This is a genomic window from Micromonospora sp. WMMA1363 (assembly GCF_030345795.1).
Classification (GTDB): domain Bacteria; phylum Actinomycetota; class Actinomycetes; order Mycobacteriales; family Micromonosporaceae; genus Micromonospora.
In genome coordinates this window covers 2427437-2445269 of record NZ_JAUALB010000001.1, presented here as the reverse complement: position 1 = coordinate 2445269, position 17833 = coordinate 2427437, and the positions used below count along the sequence as shown (strand labels likewise).

The window sequence follows — 17833 nt, the reverse complement described above, 5'->3', positions numbered from 1 at the left end:
GCCGCTGCTCAGCAGTCGAAGTACATCGCGAACTCGTGCGGGGTCGGGCGCAGGCGCACCGGGTCGACCTCGTTGGTCCGCTTCCAGTCGATCCACGTCGAGATCAGGTCCGGCGTGAACACGCCACCGTCGAGCAGGTAGTCGTGGTCGGCCTCGAGCGAGTCGAGCACGGCCGGCAGCGAGCCCGGCACCTGCTTGACGTCGCCCCACTCCTCCGGCGGCAGGTCGTACAGGTCCTTGTCGATCGGCGTCGGCGGCTCGATCTTGTTCTTGATGCCGTCCAGGCCGGCCATCAGCATCGCCGAGAAGGCCAGGTAGACGTTCGCCGACGGGTCCGGCACGCGGAATTCGACCCGCTTGGCCTGCGGGTTGCTGCCGGTCACCGGGATCCGGGTGCAGGCGGAGCGGTTGCGCTGCGAGTAGACCAGGTTGACCGGCGCCTCGAACCCCGGCACCAGGCGGCGGTACGAGTTGACCGTCGGGTTGGTGAAGGCCAGCAGCGACGGGGCGTGGTGCAGCAGGCCGCCGATGTACCAGCGTGCGGTCTCGGACAGGCCGGCGTAGCCGGTCTCGTCGTAGAACAGCGGCTCGCCGTTCAACCACAGGCTCTGGTGGGTGTGCATGCCCGAGCCGTTGTCGCCGAACAGCGGCTTCGGCATGAAGGTGGCGGTCTTGCCGTTTGCCCAGGCCTCGTTCTTCACGATGTACTTGAAGAGTTGAAGCTGGTCACCGGCGTGCAGCAAGGTGGAGAACCGGTAGTTGATCTCAGCCTGGCCGGCGGTGCCCACCTCGTGGTGCGAGCGCTCCACGGTGAAGCCGGTGTCGACCAGCCGGCGCACGATCTTGTCGCGCAGGTCGGCGTAGTGGTCGACCGGCGGGACCGGGAAGTAGCCACCCTTGTACGCGGTCTTGTAGCCGCGGTTGCCGCCTTCCTCCTCGCGGCCGGTGTTCCACGCGCCCTCGATCGAGTCGATGTAGTAGAACGCCCGGTTCGCCGAGGTTTCGTGGCGGATCGAGTCGAAGATGTAGAACTCGGCCTCCGGACCGAAGTACGCGGTGTCGGCGATGCCGCTCGCGGCGAGGTAAGCCTCGGCCTTCTTCGCCACGTTGCGCGGGTCCCGGGTGTAGGGCTCCCGGGTGAACGGGTCGTGGATGAAGAAGTTCAGCGCGAGCGTCTTCTGCGCGCGGAAGGGGTCGACGAAGGCGGTGGCGACGTCCGGGAGCAGGAGCATGTCCGACTCGTGGATCGCCTGGAAACCGCGGATGGACGACCCGTCGAAAGCGAGGCCGTCGGTGAAGAGGTCATCGTCGACCGACTCGACCGGCAGGTTGAAGTGCTGCATCACGCCGGGCAGGTCACAGAATCGTACGTCGACGAACTTCACGTCCTCGTTCTTGAGGTAACGCAGGAGTTCCTCGGGATTGGCGAACACTCGTCCTCCTGGCACGTCCACTGGGTGGCTGGGCTTCTGGCGACGCTATGGCCGGGCCGTTGCCCGGCCATGTCTTCAGTGTTTCTGCCGTGTTACGTCCCTCGCGGAGCGTCATCCGCTCAGCGCAACCGGGCCGGTTGGCCGGTGGGCCGCAACCGGCTGTGCCATTGTAGTGAGTTCTGAGGTGCTTGTCCGTTTCTCCCCGCCGGGTCGCCCGGTGTCTTCCAGGGTCTTTGGATACCCTTGACCGCTGTGACGCTCCCCGCCGACCGCGCCGTTCCGCCCGCCTCGGACCCCGCCTTCACCCCGCCCGGCCTGGGTCGACGCTTCGGCGCCTTGGTGATCGACTGGGTGCTCTGCCTGCTGGTCGCGAACATCTTCGCCGACCCGGCCCGGGACGGCTGGGCGCCGGTGCTGGTCCTGATCCTCGAGTACGGATTCTTCCTTGGCCTGTTCGCGCAGACCCCCGGCATGTTCATCACGCGGATCCGCTGTGTCTCCTGGGCCGACGGCGGTCGGATCGGCGTGGTCGCCGCGCTACTGCGCGGCGTGCTGCTCGCCCTGGTGATACCTGCCTTGATCATGGACCCGGCCCGCCGTGGCCTGCACGACCGCGTCGCCGGATCCGTCATCGCCCACGCATCCGCCAACCCATTGCCCGCATAGTCCGGCGACAACCGCCAGCGCTGGCGGGCCGGCTCCCGGAACGCCGTGGTCAGCGGCCGCGGGTCTGCCGGAACGCCCCACGCGGGGGACGCATGTTCTTCGGGATCGCACCCTTCGGCAGCTGCGGCCGGGCGCTGAGCGCCTTGAGGCGCTTGTCCAGCGCGTTGACATCCCGGCCGTTGAGGTCGCGCGGCAGTCGCATCAGCGTCATCCGCAGCTTGCGGATCGGCAGCTCGCCCTCCTCCTGGCCGATCACGTAGTCGTAGAGCGGTGCAGAGCCGATCACCTTGGCCAGCCGACGCTTCTCCTGCCCGAGCAGGCCGCGCACGCGCTGCGGGTTGCCCTCCGCCAGCAGGATCACGCCGGGCCGGCCGATGACCAGGTGCACCATGTCCATCTGGGTGGTCGAGCTGACGGCCGGGGTGACCCGCCAGTCGCCGCGCATGTTCTCCATGATCTGCGCCGCCGCGCCCGGCTGGCCCTCGGCCGCGTTCATCATCGCCCGGTTGGACCGGAGGTTGAGCACGATCAGCAGGCAGAGCAGGGCAAGCAGGATGCCCAGCGGGATCCAGAACCAACCCCAGGCGAAGAACGCGACCACGGTGAGCGCCAGCGGGATGACCACCGCGGCGAAAGCCAGGGGTGCGAACCACCGGTCCTGCTTGGCGGTGAACCGAAAGACCATTCCGATCTGCTTCAGCCGCTGGCCGAACGACACCTTCTCCTGGGGCTTTGCCATGCCGCTGAGTCTAGTGGTCGGCGTATCCCGCCGTTGATCGGCGGGCGGCTGAGTACCTTACGCCGCCGTACCGGCCGGTGCGGGCGGAGGTAAGGAGGCCCCGCAGGCAAAGATCAGGCGGCGCACCCACGCCCGGGGGCCACCTTCCGGCGGAGAGTCAGTGTCGGCAGTTGACGCCGACCACGAGGAGCCCGAGATGCTCGCCCACGACGCGGAATTCCTGCTCTCCGTCCACCGTACGCACGCCGCCGAGCTACGCGGCGCCGCCGCCGCCGACCGGCTGGCCCGGAGCCTGCCGCACCGCTCCGCCCGCGGCTGGCTGAGCCGGCGGCAGCACGCCGGCCGTCCCGGCGACACCCGTCGGTGACCGCCCCCGCCGACCACGCCGGCGGTCCGATCAACCCGGGGCGTCCGTCCCGATCGGCGGCGGGGGGTGCGCCCACCACGGGGGTGTGGGCGCACCCCACCGCTGGGGCAGCGGGCGTCCGCAGCGCCGACGGGGTGTCCGTAGCGGCCTCGGACCATCCCGGCACGGTCGCGCCGACCGGCGGAACCAGGGACAGCGGCGGGCATGGCATGCTCGGTGCCGTGACCGTCCGACCCCGCCCCGTCCTCGTCGGCCGCCAGCGTGAACTGGCCGCGCTGCGGGACGCGCTGGCCCGGACCGGGGCCGGAGAGCCGACCACCGTCCTGGTCGGCGGCGAGGCGGGGGTCGGCAAGACCCGGCTGCTGGAGGAGTTCGGGGACCGGGTCGACGGCGCCCGGCTGCTCGTCGGGCAGTGCCTCGAACTCGGCGAGGCGGGCCTGCCGTTCGCGCCGATCGCCGCGGTGCTGCGGGCGGTGCTGCGCCGCGACGGACCCGCCGTCTTCGACGGGTACGAGGCGGAGTTCGCCCGACTCCTGCCGGAGCTGGCCCGGGGACCGCTCGGCACCGTGCCGCCCACGGTCTCCGACGCTCCACGCGGCTACCTGTTCGACCTGGTCGCCGGGCTGTTCGGGCGGCTTGCCGCGGCTCAACCGCTGGTGCTGGTCATCGAGGACCTGCACTGGGCCGACCGCTCCACCCGCGACCTGATCGGCGTCCTGGTCCGGGCGGCCGTCGCCGACCGGTTGCTGTTGGTCTGCACCTACCGGTCCGACGAGCTGCACCGGGGACACCCGCTGCGGCCATTCCTGGCCGAGCTGGACCGGGCCCGTGGTGTGGAGCGGATCGAGCTGTCCCGGCTGGACCGGGACGGCACCGGCGCGGTCCTGGCCGGGCTGCTCGGCGTCGAGCCGTCCGCCCGCGCGGTCGACGACATCCACGACCGTACGCAGGGCAACCCGCTGTTCATCGAGGAGCTGGCCGCGGCCGGTGACCCGATCGGCTGCGCCGCCCTGCCGGAGACGCTGCGCGACCTGCTGCTTGCCCGGGTGGACCGGCTACCCGAGCCGGCGCAGCGGGTGCTGCGCATCGCCGCCGCCGGCGGCACCCGGTTCGCCCACCAGCTGCTTGCCGAGGTCGCCGGGCTGCCCGACGCCGAGCTGGAGGACGCGCTGCGCGCCGCCGTCACCGCCCAACTTGTGGTGGCCGACCCGGAGGGCGACTACGAGTTCCGGCACGCGCTGGTCCGCGAGGCGGTCCACGACGAGCTGCTACCCGGAGAGCACGCCCGGCTGCACGCGCGCTGGGCCGCAGCGATCGAGGCGCAGCCGCACCTGGTGGCCGCCGGGCGTGCGCCGGCCGAGATCGCCCACCACTGGTACGCCGCGCACGACCACCCCCGCGCGTTGGTGGCCGCCCGGACCGCCGCGTGCGCCGCGGCCGACCGGTACGCGTACGCCGAGCAGAGCCGGCTGCTGGAGCGGGTGCTGGAGCTGTGGGAGCTGGTCCCGGACGCGGCGGAGCGGCTCGGCATGGACCATCTCGCGCTGCTGGAGGAGACGGTCCCGGCGGCCACCACCGCCGGGGACTACCACCGGGCGTTCACCCTGACTCGGGCCGCGCTGGCCGAGGTCGACCGTGCGGCGGAGCCGCTGCGGGCCGCCCGGCTGCTCGACCGGCGCGGCCGGATGCTGGCCATGCTCGGCAAGAGCGACGGCGCCGCCGAACTGCGGGAGGCGTACCGGCTGGCATCCGGCGTGCCGGACGGCCCGGAGCGGCTGCGCCTGCTCGCCGACGTCGCCACCCACCTGGCCCGCGTGGACTGGGCGGAGGGGACCCGGCTCGCCGCCGAGGTGCTGGCGGCGGCGCGGTCCGCCGGTGTCGACGTGGCGCAGCTACCGGTGCCGCTCGCGGCACTGCGCCGCAGCGAGGGAGCGCCGGACCTGGGCCTGGGGGAGCTGCGTCGCACCGAGGCGCTGGCCCGGGCCAGCGGGGCGGCGCCGGCGCTGGTCAGTGCCCTGGTGAGCATCTCCGACGTGCTGTTCGAGCTGGGCCGCTACGAGGAGTCGGCCCGCGCCGCCGCGGACGGGGTGACCGAGGCGCTCCGGGTGGGGATCAGCCGCTCCACCGGGGCGTACCTGCTGTCGAACCGGGCAGAGGCGCTGCTCGCCCTGGGGCGCTGGGTGGAGGCGGCGGCCGTGCTCGCCGACGCCGCGCGGATCGACCCGCCCGGCGTCACCGGCTCGCACTGGCTGCAACTGCGCGCCGGGCTGCGGCTGGCCCAGGGGCACCCGGCGGCGGACGAGACGGTCGGCCGGTCGCTGAGCTTCCTCAGCAAGCCATACCTGCACCCGCACCAGCGGCTGCCGCTGGTCGAGCTGTGGTTGGAGGCCGCCCTCGCCACTGACGACCGGCCCGAGGCGCGACGTGCTGCCGAGGCCGCGCTGGCCGACGTCGACGTCGCCGGCAACCCCCGGTACGGCTGGCCCGTCCTTGCCGCCCTCGCCCGCCTCGCCCGACACCTCGGGGACGGTGGGTTGGCCACCCGGACCGCCGTGCTCGCCGCCACCGTCCCGGCGCGGTTTCCGGCCGAACTCGCGTACGCGGCCCAGGTCGCCGCGACCCTGTCGGTGCCGTTGCCGACCGCCGTAGCCGATGCCTGTCCGTCGGCGGGTACGGCAGCGCCACCGGTCGGGCCCAGCCTGCGCGACGGCGGCGGTGACGCGGACGAGCTCGTTCGGTGGCGGGCCGCCGTGGCGGCGTGGCGGGCCGACGGGCGGCCGTACCCGTTGGGTCGGGCGCTCCTCGCGCTGGCCGAGGCTGCGGCTGCGGGGGCGGAGCGGGACGAGGTGGCGGCGGCCGTCGCCGAGGCGGCCGCCCTCGCCGACCTGCTCGGCGCGGCGCCGCTGGCCGAGCAGGCCGCGACACTGGCCCGCCGGGTGGGGCTGCGCGGCGCGACCCGGGGCCGCCCGGGCGCCGACCTGCTCACCGGGCGGGAGCGGGAGGTGCTGCGACTGGTCGCGGAGGGGCACAGCAACAGCCGGATAGCCGAGCAGCTGTTCATCTCGCCGAAGACGGCGAGCGTGCACGTCTCCCGCATCATCGCCAAGTTGGACGTGCACAACCGTGTCGAGGCCGCTGCCCTGGCCCACCGCCTGGGTCTGCTCGCCGATCCGGCCGCCCGCTAGGCACGTTCGCCCGGCCCCGATCAGGGCCAGCGTGCCGGCCCGCCCCGCCCCGCGCGTCTCGGCCGGACACGGTCGGTGTCGTCAGCCGGCGGCGACGACCGGAGCGGCCCCGCGGGCCGCCAGGGCCTGACGGTAGAGCCGGCCGGCCCGGTACGACGAGCGGACCAGTGGGCCGCTCAGCACGCCGGCGAAGCCGATCTCCTCGGCCTCGTCGCGAAGCTCGACGAACTCCTCCGGCTTGACCCAGCGGGTCACCGGGTGGTGCCGGGGGGAGGGGCGCAGGTACTGCGTGATGGTGATCAGCTCGCAGCCCGCTTCGTGGAGGTCGCGCAGGGCCTGGATGATCTCGGCGCGCTCCTCACCCATTCCCAGGATGAGGTTGCTCTTGGTGACCAGGCCGGCGGTGCGGGCCTGCCGGATCACGTCGAGGGAGCGTTCGTAGCGGAACGCGGGCCGGATCCGCTTGAAGATCCGCGGCACGGTCTCTATGTTGTGCGCGAGCACCTCCGGCCGCGCTCCGAAGACCTCGGCGAGCTGCTCGGAGGCGGCGTTGAAGTCGGGGATCAGCAGCTCGACGCCGCAGCCTGGCTGAAGGGCGTGGATCTGCCGGACGGTCTCGGCGTAGAGCCAGGCGCCACCGTCGGGCAAATCGTCACGGGCGACACCGGTGATGGTGGCGTAGCGCAGCCCCATCGACAGCACCGACTCGGCGACCCGGCGCGGCTCGTCGGCGTCGAACTCGGCCGGCTTGCCGGTGTCGATCTGGCAGAAGTCGCAGCGCCTGGTGCACTGGTCACCGCCGATGAGGAAGGTGGCCTCCCGGTCCTCCCAGCACTCGTAGATGTTGGGGCAGCCGGCCTCCTGGCAGACGGTGTGCAGCCCTTCGCGCGAGACGAGGCCGCGCAGCTGGGTGTATTCCGGGCCCATCTTGGCCTTGACCTTGATCCACGGCGGCTTGCGCTCGATCGGCGTCTCGGCGTTGCGCGCCTCGATCCGCAGGAGCCGCCGCCCCTCGGGGGAGGGCGTCGCGGGCTGCGTTGCCTGGCCGGTCGTCGGCGCGGAGTGCTCGATCGTCACAAACCGAGCCTACGCCCGTCGGCGACGGTCGATGCCCGTCGGGCGACCGCCGTCACGCCAGGAAGGTCGTGACGCCGGACACCCGGACGACTGTGCCCGCGTCACGCTCGGGCGGTCGGTCCGGTGCACGTGTGCGGTGCGAGGAACGCACCCTCGAGCGCCTCTGCCGCAGCCACCCGGATCCGGAGCGGCCGGCCTACTCAAACGGGTCCGATCTGCTGTTCCGTGGCTTGGAACTGGTCACCCGGTGTGCCGCCGCGCGGTGTGGCCATCGGCTTGGAACGCGTTGTGGCGCGCGGCTGACCGGCGTGGCTTGGCCGACCGGCGTGGCCCGGCTCAGCCGAGCAGGGCGGGCAGCTGGTGCTCCACAACGGCGAGGACGTCCGCCACCGGCACCGGGCGCCCCAACTCCGCGGTGAGTGAGGTGACCCCGGCGTCGCGGATGCCGCAGGGGACGATTCGGTCGAAGTGCCCGAGGTCGCAGTCGCAGTTGATGGAGAAACCGTGCAGGGTGACCCCGCGGGCGACCCGGATGCCGATGGCGGCGACCTTGCGGGCCGGACCCCGGTCGTCCTCCGGAACCCACACGCCGCTACGCCCGTCGACCCGACCGACGGTCAGCCCGAATCCGGCGCATACGTCGATCAGCATCTGCTCGGTGCGCCGCACGTACGCCACCACGTCGACCGGGTCGGGCAGGCGCAGGATCGGGTATCCGACCAACTGTCCCGGACCGTGCCAGGTGATCTTGCCTCCGCGATCGACGTCGATGACCGGGGTGCCGTCCATCGGTCGGTCCCACGGCTCTGTGCGCTTGCCCGCCGTGTAGACGCTCGGGTGCTCCAGCAGGAGCACGGTGTCGCCACGCTCGCCTGCCACCACCGACTCGTGCAGCCGTCGCTGCTCCTCCCAGGCGGCCTCGTAGTCGAGGACACCGGCGCGGACGGCCGTCAGGCCGGAGGTTGTCGTGGTCACGGGATCTAGCCTAGTCCCGTACCTGCCGGTCACCCCGGTGCGTGAGCCGGCTCACCACGACCGAGTCGGCCCGCGTCCGCTGCGACACGGAGCCCCCGACATCCGCCCCGACACCGAGCGCCCGACATCCGCCGCGACACCGAGCGCCCGACATCCGCCCCGACACCGAGCCCCCGACACCGAGCCCCCGACATCCGCCGCGACACCGAGCCCCCGACCAGGCACCTGTTCCGGTCGAGCGGTATTCCTGACAGACATAAAGATGCCTGTCAGGAATACCGCTTCCGGTGGCCAATGCCTCGGCGCGGGGCGCGGTCAGTTCAGCCCTGCCGGATCCGCCAGACCCAGACGTCCTCGACGCGCTCCGGCTCGCCGAACAGTGCGGTGCCGGTGCGGCGGACCGCCTCCACATCGACCGCCCACTTCGCGCCGTGCACCTGGTCGGGGAGCACCACCGCCTCGATCCGCCAGTGCCGCAGGTCAGCCTGGACGTCCTTCATGGTGCCCTCGGTGACGATCGGCACCGTCCCGTACCGGGCCGCCTGGTCCATCAGGGCGCTCAGCGGCCGGGGCGGTGGGCCGATTCGGCCCCGCCCGTCCGGTCCTCCGGGTCCGAGGAAGAATCCGGACGGGATGGCGAACTCACCCTGCCGGTGGGAGAGGGCGTACGCCTGCCAGCGTTGCCCGTCCGGGTAGACGTCGAGGGCCAGTGGCACGGGTGTGAGTACCCCGCCGGGCGACACGTACTCCCGCCACGTGCCGGAGGTGAAGAAGCGGGGGATCGGCTCCCGTTTGATCGTCAGCAGCGGGGTCGGTAGCAGCGGCACCAGGGCGACGGCGAACGCCACCACCCACGTCGCCCGGGCTGGCCGGGACCGCGGTGGGTCGGACCGTAGGGCGTCGACCAGGTACGCGAGCAGTATGCCGATCACCGGCGCCACCACCAGCGCCAGCCGGGCCGGCAGCGCGGCGTTCACCACCGGAAGGTGCGCCAGTAGGTCGAAGGGCATGGGCAGGTCGGTACGGTGGCCGTCAACCTTGGCCACCGGCCCGAACGAGAGCGCCGTGAAGACCACCGCCACCACGCCGAGCGCCCAGACGGTGGCCCGGTGCGGGTATCGGGCCCGGCGCCACAGCAGGACGAACGCGGCGACGGCGAGCAACAGCAGCGGGATTCCGAAGAACGAGTTCTCCTCGGTCGGGTTCGGGGCCAGGCTGGTGCGCAGCCCGGCCGCGCCGGCGAGCGAACGGCTCGGGTAAGCGGCGTACGCGGCGATGTCCTCGGAGTGGATCACGGGGTCGAAGCCGGTGCCGTCGAAGCGCTGCGGTCCGGCGAAGTGCAGCCAGAGCGGGTACGCCAGCAGCGCGCCGGCGACCACGGCCGTCACCCCCAGCCCGCCGAGGAAGCCTGGCAGCACCGCTCGGGCCTCGGCCCGGTTGGACGGGTGCACCGCCCAGACGATGACGAAGAGGCCGAGGGCGAGCGCGGTGAAGAAGAGGCCCTCGGCGGCGATGGAGAACGCCACCGCGACCACGACACCGAGGACCACTCCGTTGCGGATCGTGTGCTCGGGCCGGCGCAGCGCGAACAACCGCCAGATCAGTAGCGGCACCAGCCAGCCGGCGGTCCAGTTCAGGTGGGCGTTGGCGTGCGACACCATGCCCGGGGAGAACGCGATGAACAGGCCGCCCAGGCCGGCGGCGAGCGGGCTGCGGCGGAACTGGCGGTTGAGCAGGAGGTGCCAGGCCAGCGCGGTGGCGGCGAGGTTGAGGGTGAGGATCACCAGGAAGGTCGCCGGTGGTCCGATCAGGTAGGTCAGTGGCGCGAAGACGGCCGCGTACACGGTGATCGACGTGTTGACCGCGAGGTTGACCCCGTCCGGGACGTTGAGCAGGTCGGTGAAGAGCGGGTTCTGACCGTTGGTGAGGGTGTGCCCGCCGAAGGCCAGCAGCCACTCGAACAGCGCCTGGTCGCTGGAGTTGACCAGGATGGCGCGGCCGTTCGGGTCCCACCACAGGCCGCTGGTCACCCACCCTGCCAGGGCGAGCGCGATGAGCGCCACGACCAGGTCGGCCCGGCGGTCGCGGACGACCCGGGACGGCGGAACGGGCGCGGGCGCCACGGACGGGGAGGTCGGCACGCAGCGGACGTTACCAATCGGAACTGGGCAGGCCGATCAGACCCATAGGAAGGGCACTTTCCGGGTGCCTCCGCTGACCAGCCGGCTTCACTGGCGACCCTGCGCTACCCGTTCAGCGCGGCGTGCAGGGCGCTGGCGAGGTCCGGGTGGCGCCAGGTGAAGCCGGCCTGCGTGAGCACACCGGGCAGCACCCGGGCACTGGTCAGGGCCTCCTGGGCGAAGCCGCCGAGCGCCACTTTCAGGGCCAGGGCCGGGATCGGGACGACCGCCGGTCGGTGTAGCTGCCGGGCCAACTCCCGGGTGAACTCGGCGTTGGTCACCGGCGCTGGCCCCACCGCGTTGACCGGGCCGGCGAGATCGGCCCGGGCGAGCGTGAATGCGGCGGCGGTCAGCCAGTCGGTCATCGAGATCCACGGCAGCCACTGCCGGCCGCTGCCCAACCGGCCCGCGACGCCGAGCTTGAACGGCAGCAACTGTGGCTTGAGCAGCCCACCGTCGCGGTGCAGCGGCAGGCCGGTGCGCAGCCGCACCACCCGTACGCCGGCGTCCTCCGCCGGCCGGGTGGCGGCCTCCCACACCCGGCACACGTCGGCGAGGAAGCCCTCCCCGGCCGGCGCGTCCTCCTCGACCACGCGGTCGCCGGTGTTGCCGTACCACCCGACTGCCGACGAGTTGACCAGCACCTCCGGTCGGTCTGCGGCGGGCAGCCCGGCGATGGTGATGGCCAGCGTGGTGGTGGTGTCCACCCGGCTGGTCCGGATGATCCGCCGGTACTCGTCGGTCCACCGCCGGTCCCCGACGCCGGCGCCGGCCAGGTTGACCACCGCGTCCGCCGCCGCCACCACCGCCGGGTCGAGCTGCGCGGCGGGCGGGTTCCACCGCCGCTCGTCGGGCCCCCGTGGTGGTCGGCGGACCAGCCGGGTGACCTCGTGCCCGTCGGCAGTGAGCAGGCCGGCCAGCCGGGTGCCGAGGAAGCCGGACGCGCCGGCCATGAGGATCCGCATGCTCATATCTTCGGATACGGATGACGATCCGGATGCGTTGAGCGGATCACACCCCGATTGGGGCGGGTTCCGGACAGAAGCTGGTGGGGCGGGCCGGGTTCGGACGGCTCAGCCGGCGGAGCGGTGCCGTAGTCCGTCCATCAGCAGGTCCAGCAGCCGGTGGGCCTGGTCGCGGTGCTCGGGGTCGCCGGCGACGAGCGAGACGCCGCTCAGCCCGGCCAGCACGTCGGCGGGGTCGACGTCGGCGCGGACCGTCCCGGCCGCCGCGCCGGCGACCAGCAGCCGGGTCATGGCGGTGACCAGGCGGTCGCGGGTCTGCGCGTACGGATTGGCGCCAGCGGCGATCACCATCCGCAGCGCGTCGGCCATGCCCCGCTTGGCGGACAGATACTCGATGAACCGGTCCATCCAGGCGCGGGTCGCCTCGGCCGGCGGTAGCCGCTCCAGCAGTTCCTCGGCGGCGTCGCAGAGCTTGGCCAACTCGTTGCGGTAGGTCGCCTCCACCAGCGCCTCCCGGGTGGGGAAGTGCCGGTAGAGGGTGCCGATGCCGACGCCCGCGTCCCTGGCGATGGCGTCCGCCCGCACCGGTCGGCCCTTCGAGATCACCACTGACATCCAGCGGAGGCGGACGCCGAGGGGCCGCAGTCCTTACTGACGGTGATGGGGCGCGCGGCGGTCGCCGCGCGCCCCATCACCGGGCTTGCCGTTCGCGCTACAGGCCCAGCTCGGCCTCGAAGCTGCCGGCCTCCAGCCGCTCCTTGACCGCGACCAGGAAACGCGCCGCGTCGGCGCCGTCGATCAGCCGGTGGTCGTATGACAGAGCCAGGTAGACCATCGACCGGACGGCTACGACCTCGCCCAGCTCCGGGTCGTTGACCACGACCGGACGCTTGACCACGGCACCCGTGCCGAGCATCGCCGACTGCGGCGACGGGACGATCGGGGTGTCGAAGAGGGCACCCCGGCTGCCGGTGTTGGTCAGCGTGAACGTCGCACCGGCGATCTCGTCCGGGCTGATCTTGTTGGTCCGGGTGCGCTCGGCGAGGTCGGCGACCCGCTTGGCGATGCCGCCGAGGTTGAGGTCGCCGGCGTTGTGGATGACCGGCACCAGGAGCCCGCGCTCGGTGTCCACCGCGATGCCGAGGTGCTCGGCTTCGGGATAGGTGATCGTCCCTGCCGCCAGGTCCATCCGGGCGTTGACGATCGGATACGTCTGCAGCGCCTCGACGGCGGCGAGGGCGAAGAACGGCAGGAAGGACAGCTTCACCCCATGCCGCTGCTGGAAGGAGTCCTTCGCCTGCGCCCGCAGCTTGGCGATCTTGGTGACGTCCACCTCGATCACCGTGGTGAGCTGCGCCATCTCGTGCAGCGACTCCTGCATCCGGTTGGCGATGGCCGCGCGGATCCGGGTCAGCTTCTCCGTGCTGCCCCGCTTACCGCTCGGCTGCGGCCTCGCGGTCGGTTTGGCCGCGGGGGCCGGCTGCGCGGCGGGGGCCGGCGCGGCCTTGGCCGCCTTGGCCTTCTCCGCCGCCTCCAGCACGTCCTGCTTGCGGATCCGCCCGCCGACACCCGTGCCGTTGAGTGAGGAGAGGTCCACGCCGTGCTCGGCGGCCAGCTTACGGACCAGCGGGGTCACGTAGCCGGCGGCCTCCCCGCCGCTGCCCTGCACCGGGGCGGTCGGGCGCTGCGGTGCCTGCGCGGGGGCGGTCGGCTGCGCCGCCGCCTCGGCCTTGGCCGGCTGCTGCGCGACCTCGGCCTCGGCGGCCGGCTCGTTGTACGACGTGCCTGGCGTCGGCTCCTCGACCCTGGGCTCCGGCTCGGCCGTCGGGGCCGGCTCCGGCTTGGCCTCCGCCGGCGGCTCGGGCTGCGGCCTCGCCTCGGCCGGGGCGGCACCAGCCGCGCCGACGACCGCCAGGGTCGCGCCGACCTCGGCCGTCTCGTCCTCGGCGACGGAGATCTCCAGGACGGTGCCGGCTACCGGCGACGGGATCTCGGTGTCCACCTTGTCGGTGGAGACCTCCAGTAGCGGCTCGTCCACCTCGACGCTCTCGCCGACCTGCTTGAGCCAGCGGGTGACCGTGCCCTCCGTGACGCTCTCGCCGAGGGCGGGCATCGTCACCGGGGTGCCCCCGCCCGACGCTGCCGGGGCCGCCGGCTGCTCCTGGGCCGGCGTCTCCCGCTCGGGCTCCGGGCCGGCCGTCGGCTCGGGCACCGGCGCGGCCTGCTGCTGTGGGGCGGCCTCGCCGCCCGCCGCGCCACCCGCGCCGTCGATCACCGCCAGTTCGCTGCCGACCTCGGCGGTCTCGTCCTCGCCGACCACGATTCGGGTCAGCACGCCGGCCGCCGGGGACGGGATCTCGGTGTCGACCTTGTCGGTCGACACCTCGAGCAGCGGCTCGTCGGCCTCGACGGTGTCGCCCTCCTGCTTGAGCCAGCGCGTGACGGTGCCCTCGGTGACGCTCTCGCCGAGCCGGGGCATGGTGACCGATACCGGCATCTCTTACGACTCCTTATTCCCCTGGTGCGATCTCGCCCGTCTGCCGCCGGACGCCGCGGTGTTGGCTTTCGTCTCAGGCGTGCGCGTGTAGCGGCTTGCCGGCGAGGGCCAGGTGCGCCTCGCCCAGGGCCTCGGTCTGCGTCGGGTGGGCGTGCACGAGCTGCGCCACCTCGGCCGGGTAGGCCTCCCAGTTGTAGATGAGCTGGGCCTCGCCGACCAGCTCACCGACCCGGGCGCCGACCATGTGTACGCCGACGACCGGTCCGTCCTCGACGCGCACCAGCTTGACGAAGCCGGCGGTCTTGAGGATCTGGCTCTTGCCGTTGCCGCCCAGGTTGTAGTTGTAGCTCTTGACCTTGTCGGCGCCGTACCGCTCCTTGGCCTTCGCCTCGGTCAGGCCGACCGACGCCAACTCCGGGTCCGAGTAGGTGACCCGGGGGATGCCGGCCTCGTCGATCACGGCCGGGTTCTGTCCGGCGATCTCCTCGGCGACGAAGATGCCCTGCTGGAAGCCGCGGTGGGCGAGCTGCAGGCCGGGCACGATGTCGCCGACCGCGTAGACGTTGGGCACGCTGGTGCGCAGCCGCTCGTCGGTCAGTACGTAGCCGCGGTCCATCCGCACGCCCTGTTCCTCGTATCCGAGGTCGGCGGTGTTGGGGCCGCGGCCGACGGCGACCAGCAGTAGCTCGGCCTCGACGGTCGCACCGCCGGCGATGGTGACCTTGACGCCGTTGTCGGTCTTCTCGACCTTCTCGAACGGTTTGCCGACCCTAAAGTTGATCTTCCGCTTGCGGAAGGCCCGCTCCAGCGCCTTCGACGACTCCTCGTCCTCGGCGGCGACCAGCCGGGGCAGCGCCTCGATGATCGTGACGTCCACCCCGAAGGACTTCCACACGCTCGCGAACTCGACGCCGATCACGCCGCCGCCCAGCACGATCGCCGATGCCGGGACGCGGTCCAGGACCAGCGCGTGGTCGCTGGTGATGACCCGCTCGCCGTCGATCTCCAGGCCGGGCAGGCTCTTGGCGTACGAGCCGGAGGCCAGGACGATGTTGCGGCCGGTGTAGCGTTTGCCGTTCACCTCGACGGTGTTCGGGGCGACCAGCCTGCCGTGGCCCTCGACGACGGTGATCGCCTTGTTGCTCTTCAGCATCCCCTGCAGGCCCTTGTACAGGCGGGCGATCACGCCGTCCTTGTACGAGTTGACCGCCGGCATGTCGATGCCGACCAGCTCGGCCTTGACGCCGAACTGCTCCGACTCGCGGGTCTGGTCGGCGATCTCGGCCGCGTGCAGCAGCGCCTTGGTCGGGATGCAGCCGTTGTGCAGGCAGGTGCCGCCGAGCTTGCTTTTCTCGACCAGTGCGACGGTCAAACCCAGCTGGGCGGCACGCAGCGCCGCCGCGTAGCCGCCGCTACCACCTCCGAGGATGACGATGTCGAAGGTTGCGTCGTTCGGCTCGCTCACGTCCAACTCCCAGGTCGCGTCACTGCATCGGGGGTCACGGCGGGGTAATGCGGACACACCCCACCTCGGTCATCTTGTCACCACCGGGCTCCGCCCGCGTAACGAGGTGCCCAACGACACGTCGGTGGCACGTACGCTTGGCACCGGCTTCGATGACGCGGGTGGGGGAGACTGCTGGTGGGACTGTTCCGACGACGTAAGAAGGTACGCGCGGTCAGCCTCGATCGCGCCGCCGACCGTGCCGATCTGGAGCATCTTGAGAACTTTGTCCGCACCCGGAAGGGGGTCGAGGCGTTCATCGAACCCCGGACGACCGTCACCGAGACCACGGTCATGCTGATCGCCGACGACGGGGAGTGGACCCGCCGCCGGATCGACGGCCCCGACGGCGCCCGCCGCTTCGCGTACCGGCTGGGTATCCCGGTGTACGACGTCCGCCTGATGGGCTACCCGCAGCGGATGCGCGACTACAACGAACGCCGCAAACGCCGCCCCGAACTGTTTTGACGGTGCCCCACCCACCCACCCACCCACCCGCTCGTGTCGAAGGCCACTGTCACGGAAAGGAAAGGAGCGGCCACCCCGGCGTGGGACGGCCACTCCTTCCGCGCATCTGCGCTGATCTTGGGGCGCAGCTGAGGGCGGACCTTGGGTGCGGGTGGGGCCTGGCGTCAGCCGTTGCTGGCGACGTCGTCGATCAGGTGGAGCAGGGTGCGGACGGGGACGCCGGTGCCACCCTTGGTCCAGTAGCCGGTCGGCTCGCCGGAGTGGTAGCTGGGGCCGGCGATGTCGATGTGCGCCCAGGCGACGTCCCCGCTGACGAACTCGCGCAGGAACACCCCGCCCTGGAGCATGTGACCGGCCCGGTCCATGCCGGCGTTGACCTGGGAGATGTCCGCGACGTCGGAGTCCATGCCCTTGCGTACGTCCTCCGGCAACGGCATCGGCCAGGCCGGCTCGCCGACCGCGTCGCCGGCCACCCGGACCCGCTCGCACAACTCGTCGGTGCCCATCACGCCGGACACCCTCTTGCCCAGCGCCACCACCTGGCCGCCGGTCAGGGTGGAGGTCTCGAACAGGTAGTCGCAGCCGTCGGCGCAGGCGCGGGCGATCGCGTCGGCGAGGACCATCCGGCCCTCGGCGTCGGTGTTGAGCACCTCCACCCGCTTGCCGTCGAACATGGTGATCACGTCACCCGGCCGGTATGACGTGCCCGAGGGCATGTTCTCCGCCATCGGCAGGTACGCGGTCACCGGCACCGCCGGCTTGAGCGCGGCGACCGCCAGCATCGTGGCGCCCACCGCGGCCGCGCCGGCCATGTCGGACTTCATCTCCCACATGCCCTGCGCCGGCTTGATCGAGATGCCGCCGGTGTCGAAGGTGATGCCCTTGCCGACCAGCGCGACCCGCTTGCCGGTGCCACCGCCGGCTGGGGTGTAACTGATCCGCACCAGCCGCGGCGGGGCCTCCGAGCCCTGCCCGACGGCGATGATGCCGCCGTATCCGCCCTCGCGTAGCGCGGCCTCGTCGAGCACCTCGACCGTCAGGCCGGCCTCCCGCGCGGCGGCGCCCACCGCCTCGGCGAAGGCCGGCGGACGCAAATCGTTCGGGGCGGTGTTCACCCAGTCCCGGCTGCGGCGCACCGCGTCGGCCACCGCCTGCGCCCGGGTCACCTCGGCCGTGGCGACCGCGTCGGCCGCGTCCGGCACCGCCACCAGCACCTCCGCCACCGGCTCTCGGCGAGCGGGCTGCGGGCGGGTCTTGTAGCCGGCGAACCGGTAGCCGCCGAGCAGGGCACCCTCGGCGACCGCGCGCAGCGCGGTCGGCGCGTCGGCGTCGTCGGGCAACGGCAGGGCCAGCGCGACCCGGGCCGCGCCGGCCAGGGCCCGGACGGCCGCGCCGGCCGCCCGGCGCAGCGTCTCCGGGGCGGGGGCGGCGCCGGTCGGCTCCGGCCCGAGGCCCACCACGGCGACCACGGGGGCGGTGACCGTGCCGAGCGTGGCGAGTTTGATCACCTCGCCAGGGCCGCCGGTCGCGCCGAGCAGCGCCAGCGTCTCGGTCAGCTTTCCGTCGAAAGCCGCGGCAATGCTCTCCGCGCCAGTGGCCAGCAGCAGGGTGCCAGTGGGGCCACCGGTGGCCCCCGGCTCGCCGGTCTGGCTGTGCACGCCGATGACGATCGCGTCGACGGCGAGTTCGGCGGGGTCGGTGTCGACCAGGCTGAGGGTGGTGCTGGGCGATGTCACTGAAGCTACTCCGGGCGGGCCGGGCCGGCCGCGTCGTCGCG

The 17833-nt window shown here is 72.5% G+C and carries 13 protein-coding genes and 1 pseudogene; 4 read left to right on the top strand and 10 right to left on the bottom strand.

Going from position 1 to position 17833, the window contains the following annotated elements; all coding sequences use genetic code 11:
* Positions 1-8: 8 nt before the first annotated feature.
* Positions 9-1433 (bottom strand): type I glutamate--ammonia ligase, encoded by a 1425-nt coding sequence (gene glnA / locus QTQ03_RS11085; RefSeq protein ID WP_289277933.1) that lies wholly within the window; start codon positions 1431-1433, stop codon positions 9-11.
* Positions 1434-1685: 252 nt separating this feature from the next.
* On the opposite strand from glnA, the gene QTQ03_RS11080 reads away from it, so the two are divergent.
* Positions 1686-2099: an RDD family protein gene (locus QTQ03_RS11080; protein ID WP_502889741.1), complete on the top strand. Its 414-nt coding sequence runs from the start codon at positions 1686-1688 to the stop codon at positions 2097-2099.
* A gap of 49 nt (positions 2100-2148) precedes the next feature.
* On the opposite strand, the gene QTQ03_RS11075 is transcribed toward QTQ03_RS11080, so the two are convergent.
* Complete coding sequence (locus tag QTQ03_RS11075; RefSeq protein WP_289277932.1) at positions 2149-2838, bottom strand: DUF4191 domain-containing protein; 690 nt, start codon at positions 2836-2838, stop codon at positions 2149-2151.
* Positions 2839-2998: 160 nt separating this feature from the next.
* Between QTQ03_RS11075 and QTQ03_RS11070 the strand changes: the two genes are divergently transcribed.
* Positions 2999-3205, top strand: a complete 207-nt coding sequence (locus QTQ03_RS11070) for a hypothetical protein (RefSeq protein WP_289277931.1) — start codon at positions 2999-3001, stop codon at positions 3203-3205.
* A gap of 221 nt (positions 3206-3426) precedes the next feature.
* Positions 3427-6390, top strand: coding sequence for a helix-turn-helix transcriptional regulator (locus tag QTQ03_RS11065; protein WP_289277930.1), 2964 nt, complete (start codon positions 3427-3429; stop codon positions 6388-6390).
* A gap of 81 nt (positions 6391-6471) precedes the next feature.
* Here QTQ03_RS11065 and lipA read toward each other — a convergent pair.
* From lipA to lpdA, 7 genes and pseudogenes are all read right to left on the bottom strand, one after another.
* Positions 6472-7523, bottom strand: a pseudogene (lipA, locus tag QTQ03_RS11060) (lipoyl synthase).
* 280 nt (positions 7524-7803) lie between these two features.
* Positions 7804-8442: a lipoyl(octanoyl) transferase LipB gene (lipB, locus tag QTQ03_RS11055; protein ID WP_289277928.1), complete on the bottom strand. Its 639-nt coding sequence runs from the start codon at positions 8440-8442 to the stop codon at positions 7804-7806.
* Positions 8443-8762: 320 nt separating this feature from the next.
* Complete coding sequence (locus QTQ03_RS11050) at positions 8763-10583, bottom strand: DUF6311 domain-containing protein (protein WP_289277927.1); 1821 nt, start codon at positions 10581-10583, stop codon at positions 8763-8765.
* Positions 10584-10687: 104 nt separating this feature from the next.
* On the bottom strand, positions 10688-11587 hold the full coding sequence (locus tag QTQ03_RS11045) for a TIGR01777 family oxidoreductase (protein ID WP_289277926.1): 900 nt from the start codon (positions 11585-11587) through the stop codon (positions 10688-10690).
* A 108-nt stretch (positions 11588-11695) separates the two neighbouring features.
* A complete protein-coding gene (locus tag QTQ03_RS11040; protein WP_289277925.1) occupies positions 11696-12196 on the bottom strand; it encodes a TetR/AcrR family transcriptional regulator in 501 nt (166 codons plus the stop codon).
* A gap of 103 nt (positions 12197-12299) precedes the next feature.
* On the bottom strand, positions 12300-14084 hold the full coding sequence (gene sucB / locus QTQ03_RS11035) for a 2-oxoglutarate dehydrogenase, E2 component, dihydrolipoamide succinyltransferase (protein WP_289277924.1): 1785 nt from the start codon (positions 14082-14084) through the stop codon (positions 12300-12302).
* A gap of 73 nt (positions 14085-14157) precedes the next feature.
* The gene (gene lpdA, locus QTQ03_RS11030) at positions 14158-15549 is read right to left on the bottom strand and encodes a dihydrolipoyl dehydrogenase (RefSeq protein ID WP_289277923.1); all 1392 of its coding nucleotides are present in this window, start codon (positions 15547-15549) and stop codon (positions 14158-14160) included.
* Between the two features lie 177 nt (positions 15550-15726).
* On the opposite strand from lpdA, the gene QTQ03_RS11025 reads away from it, so the two are divergent.
* Positions 15727-16056, top strand: a complete 330-nt coding sequence (locus QTQ03_RS11025; protein WP_289277922.1) for a hypothetical protein — start codon at positions 15727-15729, stop codon at positions 16054-16056.
* Positions 16057-16220: 164 nt separating this feature from the next.
* Here QTQ03_RS11025 and QTQ03_RS11020 read toward each other — a convergent pair whose 3' ends face one another.
* Positions 16221-17792 (bottom strand): leucyl aminopeptidase, encoded by a 1572-nt coding sequence (locus QTQ03_RS11020; protein ID WP_289277921.1) that lies wholly within the window; start codon positions 17790-17792, stop codon positions 16221-16223.
* Positions 17793-17833 lie beyond the last annotated feature (41 nt).

Bases quoted from the DNA above. Each gene is read 5' to 3' on its own strand.
- QTQ03_RS11075 (WP_289277932.1), bottom strand. From the start codon at position 2,838: ATGGCAAAGCCCCAGGAGAAGGTGTCGTTCGGCCAGCGGCTGAAGCAG.
- QTQ03_RS11045 (WP_289277926.1), bottom strand. From the start codon at position 11,587: ATGCGGATCCTCATGGCCGGCGCGTCCGGCTTCCTCGGCACCCGGCTG.
- sucB (WP_289277924.1), bottom strand. From the start codon at position 14,084: ATGCCGGTATCGGTCACCATGCCCCGGCTCGGCGAGAGCGTCACCGAG.